Source organism: Peribacillus butanolivorans (assembly GCF_001273755.1).
Classification (GTDB): domain Bacteria; phylum Bacillota; class Bacilli; order Bacillales; family DSM-1321; genus Peribacillus; species Peribacillus butanolivorans.
Map to the genome: position 1 here is coordinate 2,241,613 of NZ_LGYA01000001.1, position 21,420 is coordinate 2,263,032.

The 21,420-nt window shown below is 37.5% G+C and carries 16 protein-coding genes and 2 pseudogenes; 14 read left to right on the forward strand and 4 right to left on the reverse strand.

The genetic code is table 11. The annotated features are described in order from the left end of the window. The first annotated feature begins 600 nt into the window (after positions 1–600). The gene (locus AKG34_RS10440) at positions 601–3,171 is read left to right on the forward strand and encodes a helicase-related protein (RefSeq protein WP_053346025.1); all 2,571 of its coding nucleotides are present in this window, start codon (positions 601–603) and stop codon (positions 3,169–3,171) included. Between the two features lie 401 nt (positions 3,172–3,572). On the opposite strand, the pseudogene AKG34_RS29820 reads toward AKG34_RS10440, so the two are convergent. Continuing rightward, positions 3,573–3,734, reverse strand: a pseudogene (locus tag AKG34_RS29820) (IS110 family transposase); the annotation flags it as partial. A 242-nt stretch (positions 3,735–3,976) separates the two neighbouring features. Continuing rightward, positions 3,977–5,017, reverse strand: a complete 1,041-nt coding sequence (locus AKG34_RS10445; protein ID WP_083450748.1) for a YeiH family protein — start codon at positions 5,015–5,017, stop codon at positions 3,977–3,979. A 119-nt stretch (positions 5,018–5,136) separates the two neighbouring features. Here AKG34_RS10445 and AKG34_RS10450 point away from each other — a divergent pair, with 119 nt between their 5' ends. The 6 genes from AKG34_RS10450 to AKG34_RS10475 all read left to right on the forward strand — a co-directional run bounded on the left by AKG34_RS10450 (position 5,137) and on the right by AKG34_RS10475 (position 12,604). Continuing rightward, positions 5,137–6,033 carry a LysR family transcriptional regulator gene (locus tag AKG34_RS10450; protein WP_053346026.1) on the forward strand — a complete coding sequence of 299 codons (897 nt, stop codon included), beginning with the start codon at positions 5,137–5,139 and terminating at the stop codon, positions 6,031–6,033. A gap of 274 nt (positions 6,034–6,307) precedes the next feature. Then, complete coding sequence (locus AKG34_RS10455) at positions 6,308–7,828, forward strand: long-chain-fatty-acid--CoA ligase (RefSeq protein ID WP_053346027.1); 1,521 nt, start codon at positions 6,308–6,310, stop codon at positions 7,826–7,828. A gap of 33 nt (positions 7,829–7,861) precedes the next feature. Then, positions 7,862–8,917, forward strand: coding sequence for a TauD/TfdA family dioxygenase (locus AKG34_RS10460; protein ID WP_053346028.1), 1,056 nt, complete (start codon positions 7,862–7,864; stop codon positions 8,915–8,917). A gap of 94 nt (positions 8,918–9,011) precedes the next feature. Beyond that, the gene (locus AKG34_RS10465) at positions 9,012–10,304 is read left to right on the forward strand and encodes an MFS transporter (protein WP_053346029.1); all 1,293 of its coding nucleotides are present in this window, start codon (positions 9,012–9,014) and stop codon (positions 10,302–10,304) included. Positions 10,305–10,473: 169 nt separating this feature from the next. After that, the gene (locus AKG34_RS10470; protein ID WP_053346030.1) at positions 10,474–11,472 is read left to right on the forward strand and encodes a TauD/TfdA family dioxygenase; all 999 of its coding nucleotides are present in this window, start codon (positions 10,474–10,476) and stop codon (positions 11,470–11,472) included. A gap of 184 nt (positions 11,473–11,656) precedes the next feature. Further along, on the forward strand, positions 11,657–12,604 hold the full coding sequence (locus tag AKG34_RS10475) for a LipP1 family hormone-sensitive lipase (protein WP_053346031.1): 948 nt from the start codon (positions 11,657–11,659) through the stop codon (positions 12,602–12,604). 127 nt (positions 12,605–12,731) lie between these two features. Here the strand turns inward: AKG34_RS10475 and AKG34_RS10480 are convergent, their stop codons facing one another. Then, a complete protein-coding gene (locus tag AKG34_RS10480; protein WP_053346032.1) occupies positions 12,732–13,505 on the reverse strand; it encodes an SDR family NAD(P)-dependent oxidoreductase in 774 nt (257 codons plus the stop codon). Positions 13,506–13,975: 470 nt separating this feature from the next. Between AKG34_RS10480 and AKG34_RS10485 the strand changes: the two genes are divergently transcribed. From AKG34_RS10485 to AKG34_RS10500, 4 genes and pseudogenes are all read left to right on the forward strand, one after another. Beyond that, positions 13,976–15,031, forward strand: coding sequence for a TauD/TfdA family dioxygenase (locus AKG34_RS10485; protein WP_053346033.1), 1,056 nt, complete (start codon positions 13,976–13,978; stop codon positions 15,029–15,031). A 115-nt stretch (positions 15,032–15,146) separates the two neighbouring features. Next, complete coding sequence (locus tag AKG34_RS10490; protein WP_053346034.1) at positions 15,147–16,436, forward strand: MFS transporter; 1,290 nt, start codon at positions 15,147–15,149, stop codon at positions 16,434–16,436. A gap of 565 nt (positions 16,437–17,001) precedes the next feature. Continuing rightward, positions 17,002–17,163: a hypothetical protein gene (locus AKG34_RS27945; RefSeq protein ID WP_161804920.1), complete on the forward strand. Its 162-nt coding sequence runs from the start codon at positions 17,002–17,004 to the stop codon at positions 17,161–17,163. Between the two features lie 80 nt (positions 17,164–17,243). Continuing rightward, positions 17,244–17,790, forward strand: a pseudogene (locus AKG34_RS10500) (CoA transferase subunit A); the annotation flags it as partial. A gap of 93 nt (positions 17,791–17,883) precedes the next feature. On the opposite strand, the gene AKG34_RS10505 reads toward AKG34_RS10500, so the two are convergent. After that, positions 17,884–18,789 (reverse strand): LysR family transcriptional regulator, encoded by a 906-nt coding sequence (locus AKG34_RS10505; protein WP_053346035.1) that lies wholly within the window; start codon positions 18,787–18,789, stop codon positions 17,884–17,886. A gap of 143 nt (positions 18,790–18,932) precedes the next feature. Here AKG34_RS10505 and AKG34_RS10510 point away from each other — a divergent pair, with 143 nt between their 5' ends. The 3 genes from AKG34_RS10510 (at position 18,933) to AKG34_RS10520 (ending at position 21,391) form a co-directional block, all read left to right on the forward strand. Continuing rightward, entirely contained in the window at positions 18,933–19,721 is a 789-nt protein-coding gene (locus AKG34_RS10510) for an SDR family NAD(P)-dependent oxidoreductase (protein WP_053346036.1), read from the forward strand. Positions 19,722–19,908: 187 nt separating this feature from the next. Next, positions 19,909–20,385 carry a 2,4'-dihydroxyacetophenone dioxygenase family protein gene (locus tag AKG34_RS10515; protein WP_053346037.1) on the forward strand — a complete coding sequence of 159 codons (477 nt, stop codon included), beginning with the start codon at positions 19,909–19,911 and terminating at the stop codon, positions 20,383–20,385. 223 nt (positions 20,386–20,608) lie between these two features. Then, positions 20,609–21,391 (forward strand): SDR family NAD(P)-dependent oxidoreductase, encoded by a 783-nt coding sequence (locus tag AKG34_RS10520; protein ID WP_053346038.1) that lies wholly within the window; start codon positions 20,609–20,611, stop codon positions 21,389–21,391. The last annotated feature ends 29 nt before the right edge of the window (positions 21,392–21,420 follow it).

Consider the following 21,420-nt stretch of genomic DNA (forward strand, 5'->3'; position numbering starts at 1 on the left):
TAGTCTTTTTAGCTTTTCTGGATGTTATTTTTCATAATCAACTAGAAAGACTCAAGAGCAATATATTGATTGCCGTGACAGTTTGAATTCATTTATAAAGGACACATATGTTATCGATTATGTAAGTAACACTCTCTATATTTCTAAGTTCAGAATGTTTTGTCAGTATACTCATGATCCTTATTATATTTCGGATAAATTGAAAAATCATTATTTTCCTTACCCTCATTTAAAATCTACCTTATATACCTTTTACATAAGCATTAGTCAATGTATTGTCATTCATACGTTTCCTCTGCAAAATCAATAAGACGTGATTTGTATCACTTCTCGATGAAATTCCATTATAATAAGTAACTAATCTAACTATCATGTATTATACTGTACATGAAATGGTAAGAGTACCATTTACCTAACACACCTGGTATGATTTATCATATTATCTGCAAGGTTGCGTTTGTACATTTCTTTAACGAACGGTTAAGTTCTTATGAATTTTGCAGATAAAACATGCGTGGAGATAATTTAAAAAATTGTTTTGGAGAGGATAAATAAGAAAAAGAGTAAACTTACATACAGGAAATTCAAAAGGGGATCATTATGGGAAAATTAGAAAATATATACCCAATTGCAATAGAGAATACAAAACAAAAAATCATCCAGGATATGGATTTTTATTTAGAGAATCAAGAGACATTACCTTCTTATTCGACGTACATATCTGACAGGATGTCTTATATAGAGCAGATATGGATCAATGTCTGGTTGAGTAAGGCTTCAAACGATGTGCCTAGAAAAGAAAAAAGGGGATTTCTAAACGAAAGGGGCTTTGTTACTGAAGGGTCAGATCACAAGCTAATCAACAGCTTGTTCCGCAATGAATTAAAGAGCTATCGTCCTTTTGATGTATTAACCTGGATCAAAATTACCTTCTCTGAAAATCAGGAAGAATGGGAGGAGAGATATAAAAAAGCAAGGGAAAACTTCTTTAAACGACAAGAAGAACAACGGCTGGCTAATGAGCGGTGGAAAGTACGTGAAAGGCTTCAAGACGAAGCTAATACTTTTTTTGAGAAGAGTTCGCTTCTTTTATATTTGCATGTTAGGTATTATATCGCTGAAATATTAGTAGCTGATCTTCAAAATAAACCGAAGTTTCAATATGTTACCCCATATATGCTAGAAGAACAATTGGTGGAAGCAGGTTTGTTTGAATCAACAGAATACTTAATGGTAACTGATTTTTTTGAAGAACTAACAGGTGATATACACTCCTTGTTTGATTGGGGGAAGAATCATTACGAATATGAAAATTATTTTTATAGGTATGAAAGGCTAATTTCAGAGTTTATTTTAGGGTTCGCTCCAAAAAAGTTCATTAACCATTTACCTGTAACACTGCACCATGATTTTTTGGAAGCATATGGGGAAAAATTGACTTCGGGAGCCCTTCAAGGAATGCTTCGAGATGAATTGGCTGATTTGTCACAGGCTTGTTTTGATGAACTTCAAGAAGAATACCTATCTGATTTACTGAAACTTGCGAAGACTCCTTTTAATGAATCATTGCACCAGAAAATATTTGAAGAAGATGAGGAGAACAGGGAAAGAAGAAAAGCTGAGGTATTGGCGGAACAAGCCAGAAGGCAAGCAGAAGAGGAACGGATTATTGAAGATATTTTTGGAAAGGCCTATACTCCTTCATTAGGAAAAAGGGTTAGGTATGTTTTGCATATCGGTGAGACCAATACTGGGAAGACACATCAGGCACTCAAAAAAATGAAAGCAGCCGAAAGTGGTTTATATCTTGCCCCGCTAAGACTTCTAGCATTAGAAGTGTTTGACAAGCTAAATGCAGAAGGGGTGCCTTGCTCATTAAAGACCGGAGAAGAAGAAAAGTCGGTGGAGGGTGCTAAACATTTCTCTTGTACAGTCGAAATGTTTCATGAAAAAGACTACCATGAGGTAATCGTCATTGATGAAGCCCAAATGATTGCAGATAAAGATCGTGGCTTTTCTTGGTTTCGAGCAATCACGCAAGCAAATGCTAAGGAAGTACACATTATTGGGAGCAGGAATATAAAAATGATGCTTCTCAACCTATTAAATGGAGCAAATTTAGAACTGCATGAATACACACGGGACATTCCCTTGGAGATAGAACCAAGAGAGTTTGGATTGAAGTACACCAAAAAAGGGGATGCGCTTATTTGTTTTTCAAGAAGGCAGGTTCTAGAAACTGCCTCCCGTCTCCAAGGGAGTGGACATAGTGTCAGCATGATATATGGGAGCATGCCCCCTGAGAATAGAAAACGACAAATTGAGCTTTTTAATCGTGGCGAAACATCTGTTGTTGTTGCCACAGATGCAATAGGAATGGGATTGAACTTGCCAATCCGTCGCATTGTCTTTCTTGAGAATGAAAAATTCGACGGGACACGCAGAAGAAGACTGACATCACAAGAAGTTAAACAAATCGCAGGACGGGCAGGGAGAAAAGGTATTTACGACACCGGAAAGGTTGCTTTTACAGCAGAGATAAAAATAATGAATAAACTGCTTGAACAGGTAGATGAGCCCGTTCAAACTTTTACTATAGCTCCTACTTCTGCAGTATTTGAACGTTTTCAGAAGTATTATCGGCATCTAGGAACATTTTTTGAATTGTGGGAGAAATTCGAGCCCCCAAACGGAACTAAAAAGGCATCCCTCACAGAAGAACGCGAGCTTTACGAGTTGATTCGAGATACTGAAATCGAAGCACGTTTTTCGTTAATGGATTTATATGGATTCCTACATCTACCCTTTTCAGCTAAAGAACCTAGACTTATCCGGCAGTGGCTAGAGACGGTCGAAGCCATAGCCGAGAGCAGCAATCTACCAGATCCAATCATCAAGACAAGGAATCTAGAGGAATTGGAACTTTCCTATAAAGCCATAGGTCTACATCTTTTATTTCTATACCGAATGGGAAGAAGAACTGAAGCCATTTATTGGGAACGTGTCCGTGAAGAGATCAGTGATGGTGTTCATGATCAGTTAAAAGATGAAATGATTAATTATCAGAAAAAATGCAAGCGATGTGGAAAAAAGTTGCCGGATAGCTTACGGTTTCAAATTTGTGACGCATGCTATCATAAGGGTCAAAGAAGAACACACAGACCCAAATAACTGAACTTGTTTAAGGAAATTGGCAACTGGTGAATTTTAGAGACAGATCAACCCGAATAAATGCACCTTTATATGGCGTCGTTATTCGGGTTGTTGTTCATAATCTGATTTTTTTCCTTCCTCAGTTGGTAAAGCCCCCTGACCTTGACCTGTTAAATATTTTGATCCCTAATTCCCCTTCAAATTGCTCAATATGCATGGATCTTTCCCTGTATCCATATATATATTTTATTATGAATCCTTCCATAAATAGATCCCGCTCAATCACTATTGATAACGCTCCTAATTTTAAATGGGACCAATTACTCATAATTAAATACTACAACCATGTGATATATTAGTCAATTATGATTTATAAAATTCAGATAATTCAAATAAATCAAACATAATAGAGGACGTCTCCCTGATACATCTTCGACTTCTCTAATAAAGTCTAGAAGACTTGTCAGACCTTCAAGTTTATGTGCTACTTTAAAGCTCTTTTTGTATGGCTTCTTTTTATCCAAGAATGATTGAACCTGACTTTCACCTTTTGCTACATCCAGACCAATGACTGGATCTATCGTTTATCTCCTCCTTGAAATACAATTAACCGGTAACCCCTATACCTCCATATGGTTTGATTTAGAATTAGTTAGCAAAATCCTACAGATATTATTCAGAATTTCAACAAGGAAAATTACGATTTTGCTATGATCTATACATCTATAATGAGTTAAAAAAAGAAAAAAATATTCGGTTTGAACATATTCATGATGGTCATATATGTATTGCAGTGGGTAAAAATTCTCCTTTTTATTCTTTGTTAAAGACTAATATACGTTAGCGATGATAAAAGAAATGATGTAATAATAATGGCAATAAGTGGACGTATTGCTTTGGTACGTAATTCTTTCAAGCTAATATTTAATCCTAATCCGGTCATTGACATTGTTAACATTAATGATGTGAAGTCTGCAATATCAGACATCACTTTTTGTGATACCAATACCTTATTACCAATGATATAGCTTCCTACAAAACTCATAACGATAAAGCCAATTAAAAACCATGGAAACTCGAATCTTGCCTCCCCTTCTATTTTTCCTTTCTTTTTCATCCAAAGCATGAGAATAAAGCAAACCGGAACTAATAGGAATACTCGTGTAAGTTTGGCAAGTAATGCGTGAGCAAGAGCATCCTGGCCTGCCGGGGCAGCAGCTAAAGCAACATGGCCTATCTCGTGTAGGCTGATTCCAACCCAATTTCCGTAGTTCATAGGACCAATTGATAAAAAAGGATATATTAACGTATAGATTATTGAAAACACTGTGCCGACTAATGCGATGATGCCTACTCCCATAGCCGTATCTTCATCTTTTGCTTTTATAATTGGCGATACGGCTGCGATGGCAGCTGCACCACAAATGCCTGTGCCGACACTTAATAATAAAGAAAGATTAAAATCTGCCTTTAGCCATTTTGCAATGATCATAAGAACAACAATTGAAAAAATGATCGTTATTGTCCCTCTTAGCAATAGAGGGAAACCCTGATGAAATATCACAATCATGTTAAGCTTTAATCCATAAAGTATGATGGCAAATCTCAATAGTTTTTTTGATGAAAATTGAATACCAGTACGTAATTTTTTTGGATATCCAAAAACCTGTCTATAAACCACAGCTAGTAAAATGGCACACGCAAGAGGTCCAATATGATTTAGACCTGGCAACGCTGCCAAAATAAAACCTAACACGGCTATGATCAATGTAAAACCAATTCCATAAATCAAAGAAACATTTAGCTTTTTTGCCGCTTTTTTTTGCTTATTTGGACTGGGAGTTATTAACGCTTTTTGTTCCAATGTTTTTCAACCCCTTATTTGGATTATTTATAATTTATCGTACCTAATGATTTACAATAAGGAAAATAAATGATTATTATAGTTATAATAAGTAAATGCGATAGTAAGAAGGAGAACATATGGATCAACTATTATCTGTATTTATATCTGTGGCTGATAAAAGAAACTTTTCCAGAGCAGCGGAAGTGCTTCATATGACTCAGCCTGCAGTCAGCCAGCAAATTCAACAATTGGAAAAACATGTAGGTGCAAAACTACTTCTGCGAACAAACAAATCTGTCCAGCTAACTAAAGCAGGAGAAATAGTCTATTTACATGCTAAAGAAATAACAGGTTTATATAAACGAATGTCAATGTTAGTGAATGAATTAAATAACGAGCCAACAGGACCATTAAAAATTGGTGCCAGCTATACCTTTGGAGAGTATGTATTACCACATATACTTGCAAGAATGAAAAACCTATTTCCTAATATCTTCCCTTCGGTACAGATTGGCAACACAAGGGATATTGCCAAAGCAATCACAAGTCATGAGATCGATGTAGGAATTGTAGAGGGGGAAATTTCTCTTCGAAATATATATATAAAATCCGTTTCCACCGACCAAATGTATATCGTGGCAGGGGGTAAATATCCAATTTATTTCAATAAGGAAGTTACACGAAGACAGGTAGAACAAGAGAATTGGATTGTCCGTGAAGAAGGTTCTGGTACAAGAGAGGCAACAGAAACATTATTTCAATCTTTACAAATACGTCCTACCAAGTTAATGGAGTTCGGCAGCACACAACTTATAAAAGAAGCAGTTGAAGCCGGGCTTGGCATTAGTTACTTATCTGAACTTACTGTAAAAAAAGAAAGAATGCTTGGTACAATTCAAGTATTAAATGTAAAAGGGACACCGATAAAAAGAAATTTTTCAGTTATAACAGAATCTGTGGAATTGCATACGAAATCTATGAACTTATTTATTGAGTTAATAGAAAAATATCTAAAGAACCAATTATTGCAATAGCTCTATTTTATAAATTAATAAAAATATAAAAAAGACAAAGCTCTTTACTGGGGTTTTGTCTTTTTTTTAGAGGTAGATGGAGAGATCATCGAAGTAGCCCTTCTGTTATCCTGAAGTTTCTTTTTAATATTATTAATACTTATATACAAATTAAAATCTTTAATTTTATTTAATTATAATTTATGAGTATACTTAAAATGTAATAATATTTTAAATATTCAAAATAGTGGGTATTCAAAGCCTCCTATGTGAGAAAAGGGGTGGAATTCATTTAATGAGTTATAACTTAAACGAAAATCTAAAAAGAAGCGCAAGTAATTTCCCAGAAAGTATCGCTTATATCTATGGAGATAAAAGTGTTACTTATCAAGAACTAAATCAGAAGGTGGATCGATTGGCTGCTGGTCTGTATGTACAAGGAATCAGGAAGGGAGATGGAGTGGCTCTTATTTTAGGAAATAGCCCTGAATTTCTCATTGCGTACTACGGTATTTTACGGCTTGGTGCATTTGTTGTTCCGATCAATCCTTTGTATACCCAAGGGGAAATTAACTACTTATTAGACAATAGTCAAGCCAAAGCGGTCATTACTCATGTATCTGTAAAACCGAAGTTATCAGAAGTAAAAAAGCAATTGGAAAATCTGAAGCTTGTGGTATATACCGAAGCCGAGGATCAGGAATCGACATGGGAGCATCTCATGGAAACAGGCACAAGCATTAATGTTAATGGAAGCCCTTACATTGATGAGGAAGATCTTGCAGTCATTCTATACACATCAGGAACAACCGGGAAACCAAAGGGTGCAATGTTAACGCATCGGAACTTGGTTTCAAATGCGGACTCCATTTCAAAATTATTAGAACTCGATGTTAAAGATCGTGTCGTAGCTGTTCTGCCAATGTTCCATGTATTCTGTATGACAATTTGTCTGAATGCGCCAATTGCTTGTGGGGCAACAGTCCTGATCCAGCCTAAATTCAGCCCTCATGACGTGGTCAGCACCATTCGAGAAAAAAAGGCAACCGTGTTTGCTGGAGTACCTACGATGTACAGTTTTATCTATCAATTGCCTGAAGCGATTGCGGAGGATTGCCAATCTATTCGCATGTGTATCTCTGGAGGTGCCTCGATTCCGGCAGAGCTGCTGCATAAATTTGAAAACAAGTTTAATGTTTCTATCTTGGAAGGATATGGGCTTTCGGAAACTGCTCCTCTCGTCGCTATTAATCCTTTAAAAGGGACTCGCAAGCCAGGTTCTATCGGCTTGAATATTCCAGCTGTCCAAAGCAAAGTTGTAGATGAGTTCGGAAAAGAATTGCCGAGAGGAGAAGTCGGAGAATTAGTTGTTCAAGGGCCAAATGTAATGAAGGGATATTTGGGGATGCCGGAAGCTACTTCAGCTGCTTTTAATGACGGGTGGTTTTACACTAGTGATCTCGCAACAATGGATGAAGAAGGATACATCTACATTGTTGACCGCAAGAAGGACATTATTATTGTTGGAGGCTACAATGTATATCCTCGTGAAGTGGAGGAAGTCCTGTATCAACATCCTGCTGTGGTAGAGGCGGCCGTAATCGGAGTTCCAGATGGGGAATACGGAGAAAGTGTTAAAGCTTTTGTTGTAGTTAAGGATGAGCAGATCACCATGAATGACATTATTCAATTCTGTCACGATAAGCTGGTGAAGTACAAGCTTCCTAAACGAGTAGAATTTTTTAAAGAGCTGCCTAAGAACTCAACAGGGAAGATTTTGCGCAGAGAGTTAAGAGAATTGACTGAAGTGAAGTAAGAGATGAACCAACTTATTAAAGGGGGATTAATTATGTCAACCATTTTAAAGGAAAAAGTTAAAGGGCAAGTAGCGTGGAAAGGCACTGACCTGGCTAAAGATGATTCATGGGTTTATTATTTGTCTGAAAAAACGATTGCCTCGCTTGAGAACGCTTTAGTTCATGTTAAACAAAAGGGTTTAAAAGCACCTGATTTTAACAAAGAGGATTTTCCGATTCCTGATATATATGAAGAAATCGTTTACTTTGTTGAAGAGCTGGAGAATGGGAGAGGGTTCCTATTAATTCGTGGATTACCTATTGAAAGGTATACAGATGAAGAAGCAAGCATCATTTACTGGGGTCTCGGACTTCACATGGGCATTCCGGTATCGCAAAACGCAAATGGTGACCTCTTAGGGCACGTCACAGATCAAGGTTTTAGCTTAGAAAATTCTAATGTACGTGGTTACCAAACGAAACTGCATCTTCCATTTCATGCTGATGGATCTGATGTTGTTGGATTATTAAGCCTGCGAAAAGGGAAATCTGGAGGTCACAGCAGTATCATCAGTTCGATGACTGTTTACAATGAAATTCTGGAGAAGAATCCGGAATATTTAGGAGTTCTCTGTCGTCCATTTTCCTTTGATCGTCGTGGAGAGGAAGCACCGGGAGAACCTCCAGTATTTACATCATCAATCTTTAATTATTATGAAGGTAAACTGAGCTGTAGATATGTCCGTTTATTTATCGAATCAGCACAAGCAAAAACAGGCATCCAATTGTCAAAAGTGGAAATTGAAGCATTAGACTTACTGGATTCCCTCCTTCATGATGAGAATTTACATTATAACATGATGTTGGAGCCAGGGGATATGCAGTTCGTCAATAATTATACGATTCTGCACTCACGTACTCAATACGAAGACTATGAAGAGCCGGAACGCAAACGTCATCTTTTAAGATTGTGGCTCACGATGCCAAATGGTCGGGAAATTTCCCCTGAATTCGCGATGTTTATTGATGAGAATACGGGTAAACCAGGTCGCGGCGGCGTACCGCAACGTAAAACAACATCTGGCGGTATTGTAGAAACCTTGAAGTGATTTTTAATAGAACGTTTCGTAAGAACGAGTGGGAACACCTTTTCAGAGCACAGAAAAAGGTGTTCCTTATATAGGGAAACGTGGGGAGATTTACATGACAAGCACTCCAAAATATTCTTGGATTATCTTATTATTTCTAGTTCTTAGCGGGATGATCAACCAAGTGGATAAAATAATTATTGGTTTGGTTTCCGTTCCTTTAATGAAAGAGTTACATTTAAGTCCATCGCAATGGGGAGTCGTAGGAAGTTCTTTCTTTTGGTTCTTTACCTTCTCCTCTATTATTCTTGGCGGCATGGCCGATTCAAAAAACACGAAAAAAATGTTAACTTGGATGTCGTTGATTTGGTTGATAGTTCAATTTTTCACCCCTTTCGTTAGCAGTTTGTCTATGCTTTTGTTAACCAGAATGATTTTGGGAGCTGGTGAAGGTCCTGCCCCCGCTCTATCCACGGCAATCATGGGAAAATGGTTCCCGAAACACAGGCACGGCATCGGCTTTGGTGCGGTTCTATTAGGAACGACAGGGGGATCTGCGATCGCTTCACCATTATTAATCTCCTTGATTGATCATTATGGATGGAGATCTGCATTTATAGCGATGGGTATTCTGGGACTGATTGTACTGGTTTTATGGATGATTTTCGGTAAAGATAGTCCTCAAGAAATCGGCTGGCCGTCGATACAGCAAAAGGAGCAGCAATCATCCAGCCTCTCTAAAGTTTCTTGGAGTCAGTTTCTTCCGCATCTATTATCTAAAAATTTTATTCTAATCGTTTTGTGCGGGGGGTGTGCCTATTGGTTATTGTCCGTACAAGCGGTATGGCTTCCAGCCTATTTCACCAAAATTCAACATTTTAATGGTCAAACATTAAAATTAGCAGTGTCTTTACCTTTTCTTTTCGCAGCCTTTTTCCAATTAGGATTTGCCATTCTATCAGATCGGCTCTATCGTAAAACCAGAGATATTCGTAAAGCACGAATAAATCTTGCCGGTATAACGATGATGTTATCCGCTCTATGTTTATACCTAGCAAATGCCGTGAATTCCACGGCGATATCCATATTGTTCTTCACACTTGCTCCGGGTTTTGCGTATGTCATTCTTTCACTCGCACCCGCAATATTGATAGAGTTTTTTTCTCCCCAGAATATTGGAAAGGCACAAGGGACGTTCATTGCACTTGCAAGTACTACAAGTATTATTGCTCCACTCGTATTTGGCTATCTTATTCAAAATGCAGCGACTGAAGCTATCGGATACGGATACGCATTTCAAGCCTCTTCTTTAGGGATGCTCATAGTCGGATTATTGTTTTGGATCGGTGTACGTCCCGCAAAGGAAAGCCAAACAATAATTGAAACAGATGAGCAAGTGAGCATTTAAGAGATATAAACGTAGATTGAAAGATTCTTAGTAAGATTATATTGATCTAACTTAATTATAAGTTACAAATGATAATTTCATTTAAATAATTAATAAGTGTACCATAAATAATAAATTCAAAATATTCGGTTAATTACAGTGATATAACAAATATAAAGGAGGAATATGTATGTCAGTTATTTTAAAGGAAAAAATTCAAGGGCGTTCAGCGTGGAAAGGTATCGAACTAGCAAAAGATGATTCATGGATTTATTATTTGTCAGAGAAAACCCTTGCAGCTCTTGAAAAGGCTGTATTACATGTTCAACAAAAACGGTTAAAGGCTCCCAATTTTAACAAGGAGGATTTCCCTATTCCTGATCTCGCTGATGAAATTGCTTATTTTGTTGGCGAGCTGGAGAATGGAAGAGGATTACTATTGATTCGTGGATTACCAATGGATCGATATACCGACGATGAAGCTAGTATCATTTACTGGGGTCTTGGACTTCACTTGGGCCTACCGATCATTCAAGGAAAAAAGGGTGACCTCTTAGGGCATATCAAAAATATGGGTAAAGACTTTAATGATAATACAACAGTAAGAGGTTACCAAACGAATGTACGTCTTGACTATCACACAGATCTCGCTGATGTTGTCGGATTACTATGTCTTCGTAAAGCGAAATCTGGCGGTTTAAGCAGTATCGCTAGTGCGATGTCTATCTATAATGAAATTCTGGATAATCACCCAGAGTACCTTGAAATTCTCTATCGTCCATTCGCCCATGATCTTCGTGGGGAAGAAGCACCAGGTCAATCTCCAGTAGTTCCATCACCGATCTTTAGCTATTACGATGGTAAATTAAGCTGCAGATATATGCGTCAATATGTCGAATCAGCACAAACGAAAACAGGTATCTCTTTGTCGAAAGAGGAAATCGAAGCATTTAATTTTATAGATTCCCTTACTGCTGATAAAAACTTTCATATTGATATGATGATGGAACCGGGTGATATGCAATTCGTTAATAATTATACCGTTTTTCATTCACGTACACTATTTGTAGATTATGAAGAAGAAGACCGCAAACGTCATTTATTAAGATTGTGGCTCATGATGCCAAATGGCCGAAAAATTGCTCCAGGTTTCGAGTTTTATATAGGAGGAGCACCTGTAATTAGATAAAAATCGGTGGTAATAATAATCACCAATATTTCTTGTATGGTGATTTTATTCAACGAAAATGATGAATAAAATCACCATTTTATGTTTTTAGTTTGAAGTTAATCTGAGAGTTTCGTGACAGGAATAATGGTTTCGGATATAGACTGGGTAATCTAAAAATAACCTGAAGTGAGGATGATGTTTTTTGGCAAATTTAGATCCACAAGCAGAAAAATATTTACAAGCATTTAATCAGCTGCCATCTATTCATACGATGGATCATAAGTCAGTAAGAGAGATGCTTTCTAAAGCACCGCGTCCTGCTGTAAAACTAGAACCGCTTTCAAAAGTTGAGGATTTCATGATTCCAGTAAGCCAGGATGAAACAATCAAATGCAGGGTATATATACCGGAGGGGCAAGGTCCTTTCCCTCTATTTATTTACTACCATGGTGGAGGATGGGTTCTAGGAGACATTGATTCAACGGATGCTAGCTGCCGAATGATAGCGAATCGAACGGAAAGTATTGTTGTATCCGTAAACTATCGTCTTTCTCCAGAGTATAAGTTTCCGACTCCAGTAGAAGACGCCTATTCCGCATTGCAATGGGCTTTTGAAAAAGGAACTTCATTTAACGGAGATGTTTCTCGATTGGTAGTTGGAGGGGATAGCGTAGGTGGAAATCTAGCGACTGTAGTTACGATGATGGCGAGAAACAAAAAAGGTCCAAACATCACTGCACAGGTCTTAATCTATCCTGCGACAAATCTTGAGTTCAATACGGAATCCCATCGAGCCTTTGCAAAAGGATTTGGTCTTGATCGCGAACAGTTGATTTGGTTCCGTGATCATTATTTAAGGAATAATGAGGACAGGTGTAATGAATATGCTTCCCCCTTGGTCGCTCAAGATTTAAGTGGTCTCCCGCCAGCAATTGTTATTACAGCGGAAAATGATGTGCTTCGGGATGAAGGAATGGCCTATGCTGAACGTCTGAAAGATTTTGGTGTTCAAGTTGAATATGAATGTGAACCCGGGATGGTCCACGGATTTTTTGTACAAATGGCCATTTTCTCAAAGAACATAGAATTAACTGTTTCTAGGATCGAGAAGTTCTTGAGTTCCTTAAAATATACAATAGAGATAGATTGAAAGAAAATGTTCTAAATGAAGCGAGCCTCAGAATTTAGTGAGGCTCGCTTTTTAAAATAACCTATTTAATTTTTAAATAGAAATTATTGATAATCTACGAAACAGTAACAATAGCAACCCTTGGCATTTAGTAATAAACGGTATTTCCAATTCCACCGGTTACCGAAATGACATCGCCAGTTATCGATGCCGCCAAAGGTGAGGCTAGGAAGGTAACGACATTAGCAATTTCCTCTGGTGTAATCAAGCGGCCGAGTGCATTCATTGATGCTGCCTGGCGTATAGCTTCCTCATTAGTGACACGGCCTCTAAACGTTTCCGTATCGACAATCCCTGGATAAACAGCATTGACAGTAATTCCGTGCTTTCCTAATTCTAATGATGCGGATTTTGTCATATGGACAACAGATGCATTACGAGGACCGGAACTAAAATAATTGCCGCCAATTCTAGCTGCCAGACCACTTATATTGATAATACGTCCCCAATTATTTTGGATCATATAAGGTGCAACAGCCCGGACACAACGAAAATAGCCCATATACTTTTCTTCAAAATCTTTCAAGATAAGCTCATCTTTAATGCTGTTAAATTCCTCTGGTTCATGGCCTCCTACACGGGCTCCACTGTTGATTAAAATATCAATGCTTCCCATTTCTGCTGCTGATTTTTCAACTAAATTTAGGATAGAGTCAGGATCAGTGGTATCTGCCACGATTGGATAAATACTTCTGTTGGTTTCTTTGGCCAATTCGTCTGCTGCATTCTTTAGTGAAGATTCGTTTCTTGAACAAATCGTACAATCTACACCTTCAAAAGCCAACTGACGGGCAATAGCTTTGCCAATACCCCTGCTTCCTCCAACGATAAGTGCTTTTTTTCCAGATAGTTTTAAGTCCATAGTTCAACCTCCTGTTTCGAATTAACTTGTATTAGACTCTGCTTGAAATTTATTTATTAGAATATTAAATCATTTCTATCTTTGATTCTACCTATAAATGATAATTATATAAAATTAAAAATTTTAAATTGCACTTAAGTTTTATTAATATAATGATATGTGTTGTAAGATTGCTCTGTACAAGAGTGTTGTATTTTCCATTTATTAGTAAAGGTTATTTACAGATTAAAAAATTTAATTTTATTTAACTGAAAATTATGAATATAATTAACAGAATAACAATTATAACAGTCAGAAGTTATTTAAAGCACTTCCATGGAAGTGAAGGGGGGAACAAGGAACATCATTTATTAAGCAATAATTGTTTGTATAAGGGTTTTAAAGATAGTGACAGTCGCTTTTAAAGTAGGAAAATAGCCCAAACTTTTTCATTAGTTAAAATTGCAATAGAAAACGAAGGAGGATTCTCGGTGCCGTCTATTTTAAAGGAAAAAATTCAAGGACCAGTAGCTTGGAAAGGTATTGATTTAGCTAAAGATGATTCATGGATTTATTATTTGTCAGAGAAAACGATTGCAGATCTTGAAAGCGCTTTATTCTATGTAAAACAAAAAGGGTTAAAGGCACCTGATTTTAACAAGGAGGACTTTCCAATTCCGGATCTTTCTGACGAAATAGCAAACTTTATAGACGAGCTGGAGAATGGGAGAGGTTTTCTATTAATTCGTGGCTTACCAATTGAAAAGTATACAGATGAAGAAGCAAGCATCATTTACTGGGGTCTCGGAGTCCACCTGGGCATCCCGGTAACGCAAAACGCAAAGGGTGATCTATTAGGACATGTTGTTGACCAAGGTCTCGACATTAATGATTCAAATGTACGTGGTTACCAAACGAATGCTCATCTTCCCTTTCACCCAGATGGATCTGACGTAGTCGGATTATTAAGTCTTCGAAAAGCTAAAACTGGCGGTTACAGTAGTATCGTAAGTTCCATCGCGGTTTACAATGAAATTCTGGATAGGTACCCAGAGTATCTTGGAATTCTCTATCTTCCATATTTCTTGGATCGTCGTGGTGAGGAAACACCAGGTGAATCTCCTGTTTATTCATCACCAGTCTTTAGTTATTACCAAGGTAAATTAAGCTGCAGATATAACCGCGGATATGTCGAATCGGCACAAGCGAAAACAGGTAGATATTTGTCAAAAGTTGAAACTGAAGCATATGACTTAATAGATTCCCTCCTATATGATGAAAACATGCATATTGATATGATGATGGAACCGGGTGATATGCAATTTGTTAATAATTATACTGTTCTTCATTCACGTACTGTATACGAAGACTATGAAGAACCCGAACGCAAACGTCATTTATTAAGATTGTGGCTCACGATGCCAAATGGTCGAGAAATTGCGCCAGACTTCGCGATGTTCATTGATGAGAAAACAGGTAAAGCGGGTCGCGGCGGTATTCCTGTACGTGAAAAAACAGCTGGAGGTATTACAGAAAAAATGAGGTAATGGGATTAATATATATAAAGAGTTTAGACGAGGTTAAACACGGAAGATATACCTTTAAAAACTTTTAAAATACCAATTGATTCATGTTAACGGAATAGAAGGGGAGATTATTAATTTGAAAACACCTAAATATTCTTGGATCATATTATTAATTCTTGTAACTTCAGGTATGATCAACCAGGTAGATAAAATTATCATTGGTTTGGTTTCAGTTCCTCTAATGAAAGAGTTACATTTAAGTCCTTCACAATGGGGAATTGTCGGCAGTTCGTTCTTTTGGTTCTTTACCTTCTCCTCTTTCATTATAGGGGGAATGGCCGATTCAAGAAATACGAAAAAAATGTTTACTTGGATCTCGTTTGTCTGGTTGATTGTTCAATTTACCACACCTTTTGTTTCCAGTCTGTCTCTGCTAGTAATAACAAGAATGGTCTTGGGAGCAGGAGAAGGTCCTGCTGTTGCTATATCAACTTCAATAATAGGAAAATGGTTCCCTAAACATAGACATGGTATAGGCTTTGGCGCTGTTCTCTTTGGAGCAACAATCGGGCCCGCGATTGCTTCGCCATTATTAATCTCCTTGATCAATGGATATGGATGGAGATCTGCTTTTATAGCAATGGGGATTGTTGGACTAATGGTGCTAGTTTTATGGTTGATTCTTGGAAAAGAAAGCCCTAAAGAAATCGGTTCGTATGCTTTTGATCAAGAAGATAAGCACTCAATAATTTCTTCTAATGTTTCTTGGCGTCAGTTTCTTCCGTATCTTTTATCTAAAAATTTTATTTTTATCGTTTTGTGTGCAGGTTGTGCCTATTGGTTATTGTCCGTTCAAGCGGTATGGTTTCCTGCATATTTTACCGAAATTCAACATTTTGATGGAAAAATGTTGAAACTTGCAGTGTCTTTACCTTTTCTTTTTGCTGCCATTTGCCAAATTGTATTTGCCTTGTTATCGGATCGGCTTTATCGAAAAACAGGAGATATTCGTAAAGCACGAATAAATGTTGCAGGGATTACGATGGTGCTATCCGCTATTTGTTTATTTCTTGCAAATGCCTTTAATTCTAGTGCTATTTCCATTCTATTCTTCATCCTTGCTCCGGGTTTTGCGATTGTTATTCTTTCACTCGCACCCGCCATATTAATGGAATTCTTTTCTCCCAAAAACATTGGAAAGGCTCAAGGGACCTATGTGGCTCTATCAAGTTCAACAAGCATTATTGCTCCACTCCTATTCGGGTATCTTATCCAGTTTGCTGGAACTAAGGCAATTGGATATAGTTATGGCTTCCAAGTAACTTCTTTGGTTATGTTCGTAATCGGATTATTGTTTTGGACCATTGTCCGTCCCGCGAACCAAAGTCAAACAACGATAAAACCTGAGGAACAAGTTATTGTATAAAAATCATTAATAGGTGAATCAAGGAGGGAAATAAACTATGTGTAAAAATGAAAAGGCCGTTTCTGAGATGGACTGTTGTGTATTGTGTCATGAAGAATTAGCTATTATGGAGCGAAATCGTAGTAAGTGCTGGAGTTGTCAGGATAAGATATCCGAGACTTACGCTGATGATCATATTGAAGTGGAGGATTAAGTAAATTAGTTAGTTTCGTAACATGATTTGAACAGTAAAAGGGCCTTCTTTATTTGAACTATACCCCGGATAGCGGACACACATAAAAAAGTGTCCCTTATCCGTTTTTTTTGTTTCAAAAGGTGTAATGAGTATGGACGGAGGGTTTCTATATATATGCTCAATTTGAGATTAAAGAACTTGAAAAGAATCCAACTATCATAAGTGCTTCAGAGCGTTCTATCTCCTATAATCCTGAATATAAAACAAAAGCTGTTAAGAAATATAAAAAGGGGAAATCCCCCTCTCAAATTTTCATAGAACATGGATTTAATCTCGAAATAATGGGTAAGGATCAGCCTAAGCTTTGTCTACAGCGCTGGCGTGATACTTTTGAATACGGAACGCCGTGGAAAAGGAAGTACAGGACGCCCTTCTTCCAAGCCACAAGTAGAGTTTAGGAAGGCCGAAGCGAGAATCAAATTCCTTGAAGCAGAAAATGAGTTTCTAAAAAAGCTGGAAGAGTTCGAAAGGCGGGCGTTGAAAAAGAAATAATTCTAACTGCAACTGAGAAGTTCTATCTGATTGAAAGAACGATCAGTACATACCAGTTTAAAGAAGGCTGTTTCCTATCTATGCAAATTGGCTGGGCAAGGATTTATGAAGAGATTCAAGATATTCAAGATGGTTCAACCATCATTGTTGGTGGGTTTTGTCTGTCGGGAATTCCCGAGAATCTAATTCTAGCATTGCGTGAAAAGGGAACAAAAGACCTAACGATTGTCAGTAACAATTGCGGGGTGGATGATTGGGAATGGGTTTACTGCTTACCAATAAAAAGATTAAGAAAATGGTAGGTGAGAACAAGATCTTTGATAAGCAATTTTTAAGTGGAGAATTGGAAGTAGAGCTTGTTCCCCATACGCTGGCGGAAAGAATTCGGACAGGAGCTGGCATCCAGGGATTCTATACGCCGACTGGCGTGGGTACACCGATTGAAGAGAGCAAAGAGCACCGATTATTTAATGGCAGAACGCATATTCTTGAAGAAGGAATTGTTGGGATTTTGCCTTCGTCAAGGCATAGCAAGGTGAACCGTTAGGAAACCTTGTTTACCGGAAGACAGCGCGGAACTTTAATCCACTCGCAGCAACGACAGGCAGGATTACAATTGCCGAAGTACACTGCTATTTCCTGTTTGGGTAGAGATAGATTTGTAATAAGAGAAGCTTTTTCGCCCACCTTGAGACGAAGAACCTTCTCTTTTTTTCTGTTTTAATTCTTAATAATCTCTGATTTTAAATAATGAATATATTTGTTGGCAAAAGTGGATAAATGTTTATTCTCTGAACGAACTAATCCTAAAGAAATATTTACAGTCGGATGATACACCAAATCAATTGGAACGATATCGCCATTAATGATAAGGGGATAGTTTTTCATTACGAAATCAGGAGCAAATGTAATTGCCAAATTTTCATTGACGGCTTGGAGAACTCCATCCATATTATTTGATGTAAATAAGATTTTCAAGGGCTTATATGTATGAAAGAATTCTTGTACAAAATACTGCATAAATTCACCCTTATATGTCACGAGAGTTTGATCAAGTATATCATGCGGAGTTATAGTACCAAGGATGGCTAAGGGAGAATGCTTAGAAACATAAACTTTCTGCTTCCCTTCGATTAATGCTTCAAAAGCTATTCCTTCCATGTTTATGTTCAAATCACTTGAATACGTAATCAGTCCAATGTCAGTCTTGTGCTGTCGAACATCTTCAATTACAGCAGATCCACTTTTATCGGAAACCTCCAAATTTACGTGCGGATAATCATGTCTAAACGATGCTATCGCTTTTACCAGGAACGTCATCAATCCAGGTAATGACGAAATTTTTAGTTCCCCCACTTCCGTGGAATTCAATAAGTTAGCAGTCTCTTTTATTTCCTCAAGTTTTTTTTGTACTTCATAGGCGAGTTTCAGAATGATTCTTCCTTCATCGGTTGGGACAGCGCCGTGTCCCCGTGACCGCTTAAGAACTTTAATCCCCAACTCCTTTTCCAAGTTGGTTATGGACTGGCTGATGTTGGATTGAGTCACATGTAGATTCTGTGCTGCGATAGACAGAGAACTGTATTTTGCGACTTCTACGATATATAGTAATTGTTCAATATTCATGACTGTTCTCCTTTTTTAAATATTAGTAATACTTACTTACAGATTAAAATCTTTAATTTTATTTAATTATAATTTATTAGTATAATCAATATCAACAATATTTAAAAATCTTTGAATATTCTAAAAACAGGAGGAGAACTAGAATGTCATTGAACCAATTGTTTGATTTAAATGGTAAGACAGCAATCGTTACCGGAGGCGGCAGCGGGTTAGGGCGTGTAATGGCACTGGCGTTGGCAGAAGCCGGAGCAAACGTTGTTGTATGTTCACGGCGTTTAGAAGTTTGCGAAGCAGTTGTAAAAGAAATCGAGGCGTTAGGAAGACAGGCACTTGCTCTATCATTGGATGTCACAGATCGGGAATCTGTCGTTCAAGGTGTTGAGAAAGCGGTTTCTCATTTTGGGGAAATCAAAATTTTAGTCAACGGCAGCGGAACAGTTTTTGAGTCTCCTGCTACGGATATGCCTTTAGAACAATGGCAAGCTATGCTGGATACAAATGTGACAGGAACATTCTTGATGTGTCAGGCAGTTGGTAAACATATGATTAATAACGAATACGGTAAAATCATTAACATTTCTTCTAGTATCGGTTTTAAAGGTGTTGACCCGGAAGCTGTAGATTCTGTCGGATATACAACTAGTAAGGGTGCAGTCATGACTTTAACGAAGGATCTGGCAGTTAAGTGGGGACGACATGGAGTGTATGTAAATTCAATTGCTCCTGGAGTTTTCACTACAGGAATGAATAACCCAGAAATACCGGGAACACTTGTACACAAAGCAGGCCCTTTCATTGCCTCACAAGTTCCAGTTAGAAGATTAGGCAGTGACAATGATTTGGTAGGTGCACTCCTTTACTTTGCTACAGCAGCATCTGATTATTGTACTGGACAAATTTTGACTCTTGATGGTGGACTTGGGGCTAAGTAAATTTCATCCAAATAACGTGGTTGCGTAAATTAATCATACTTAATTGCAATTAAAAAATATCAATTTTACTTAACTGATAATTACGAATATACTGAAATTATAAATTCGAACTAGGTAATTTGCTTGCTGATGAAAGCGATAACAATATGCGAATTTAATAAATATTTATGGGAAGAGGGGATATTAAGTGAGTGATTTAAAAGATGTAAAAGAAGTAGAAGTATTTCATGCAGGTAATGTTAGTGTAGATGAATTGCCTTGGATTCCATATTTTGGAGATGCGAAATTTAAATTGCTTAAAGCCAACCCTGTGACAGGACAAACGGTTACTTTATTATCTGTTCCTGCGAAAATGCAGCTTCCGGCCCATTTCCATCCTGGAACAGTCATTGTATATACCGTCCAAGGGACTTGGAGATATCTCGAGGAGCCTTGGATCTCCAAACCTGGTGACATGGTTTATGAGCCTGCAGGCTCCAAACATACGCCGACAGCTGTAGGGGATGAAGATGTTATCACCTTCAATATTGTAGAAGGAACATTAGACTATATAGGTGAAGAAGGAGAAATTCTTGCCAGAGACAATTGGGAAACATTCCTGAAAAGATACTATGAACATTGCGCGGCTGAAGGAATTGAACCTATTGATGTGACTAAATTTTGATAATTTGATTAATAAAAAAAAGAGAAGTCCGGCGTCCACTTGACGAAGAGGCTTCTCTTTTTTCTTGGCTTTTTCTTTTAATATTAGTACTAATAATTTATTTATTAATATTTTTAATTTTATTTAATTAAAACTTATAAGTATAATCATTAACATAATAATATTTTTAAAATTTTCAATATTCTAACTTAACAGATAATAACACTAGGAGGAATAATGATAAATGACAGCAGAGACGGTTTTGATTACTGGTGCTACAAAAGGGATCGGATATGAATTCACAAAAGTTTTTGCAGGGCATTGTTATAACTTGGTATTAGTTGCCAGAGATTCGGCGTTGTTGGAACAACAAGCCGAGAGTTTAAAAAAGGAATATGGCGTGCAAGTGAATACTTTTGCAGGCGATCTGAGCAGTCATACAACGGTAGAGAGCTTGCATCGATACTTGAAAAGCGAAGGTATCGACATCGATATTTTGATTAATAATGCTGGAGCTGGCGGATTAGGGTTGATGACGGAATTGGATATTCAAAAAGAAATGGAATACCTGCAGCTCAACATGATCTCGCTCACGTATTTAACTAGACTTATTGCGGATGACATGGTGAAACGAAAGCAAGGTAAAATTTTAAACGTGGCTTCAACAGCAGCCTTTCAGCCAACTCCACGGATGTCGATGTATGGGGCCAGCAAATCTTACGTCTTATTCTTTACGGAAGCAATTGCGGAAGAACTTAAAGGAACCGGAGTTCAAGCTTCTGTATTATGTCCCCCTTCTACCAAAACGCCGCTCACGCAAGGGTTGGCTTCAACAAGAACAAAAATTTTCATTAAGAACTTAATAGAACCGCAAGCTGTTGCCAAGTGCGGATTTGAAGGGTTAATGAAGAATAAAACTGTGATCATTCCAGGCTTTAAAAATAAACTCATGGCTAAATCTGTGGGATTGCTGCCAAGGAAATGGGTAACCATCTATACCCGAAAGCTTATCGAACAAAAAGTGTAAATAGCATTAAAGTCCTATCCTTGAAAGGG

Coding starts and splice junctions, on each gene's coding strand:
- AKG34_RS10450 (WP_053346026.1), top strand. CDS start 5,137: ATGGATCAACTATTATCTGTATTTATATCTGTGGCTGATAAAAGAAAC.
- AKG34_RS10440 (WP_053346025.1), top strand. CDS start 601: ATGGGAAAATTAGAAAATATATACCCAATTGCAATAGAGAATACAAAA.
- AKG34_RS10460 (WP_053346028.1), top strand. CDS start 7,862: ATGTCAACCATTTTAAAGGAAAAAGTTAAAGGGCAAGTAGCGTGGAAA.
- AKG34_RS10470 (WP_053346030.1), top strand. CDS start 10,474: ATGTCAGTTATTTTAAAGGAAAAAATTCAAGGGCGTTCAGCGTGGAAA.
- AKG34_RS10465 (WP_053346029.1), top strand. CDS start 9,012: ATGACAAGCACTCCAAAATATTCTTGGATTATCTTATTATTTCTAGTT.
- AKG34_RS10455 (WP_053346027.1), top strand. CDS start 6,308: ATGAGTTATAACTTAAACGAAAATCTAAAAAGAAGCGCAAGTAATTTC.
- AKG34_RS10480 (WP_053346032.1), bottom strand. CDS start 13,505: ATGGACTTAAAACTATCTGGAAAAAAAGCACTTATCGTTGGAGGAAGC.
- AKG34_RS10520 (WP_053346038.1), top strand. CDS start 20,609: ATGACAGCAGAGACGGTTTTGATTACTGGTGCTACAAAAGGGATCGGA.
- AKG34_RS10510 (WP_053346036.1), top strand. CDS start 18,933: ATGTCATTGAACCAATTGTTTGATTTAAATGGTAAGACAGCAATCGTT.
- AKG34_RS10505 (WP_053346035.1), bottom strand. CDS start 18,789: ATGAATATTGAACAATTACTATATATCGTAGAAGTCGCAAAATACAGT.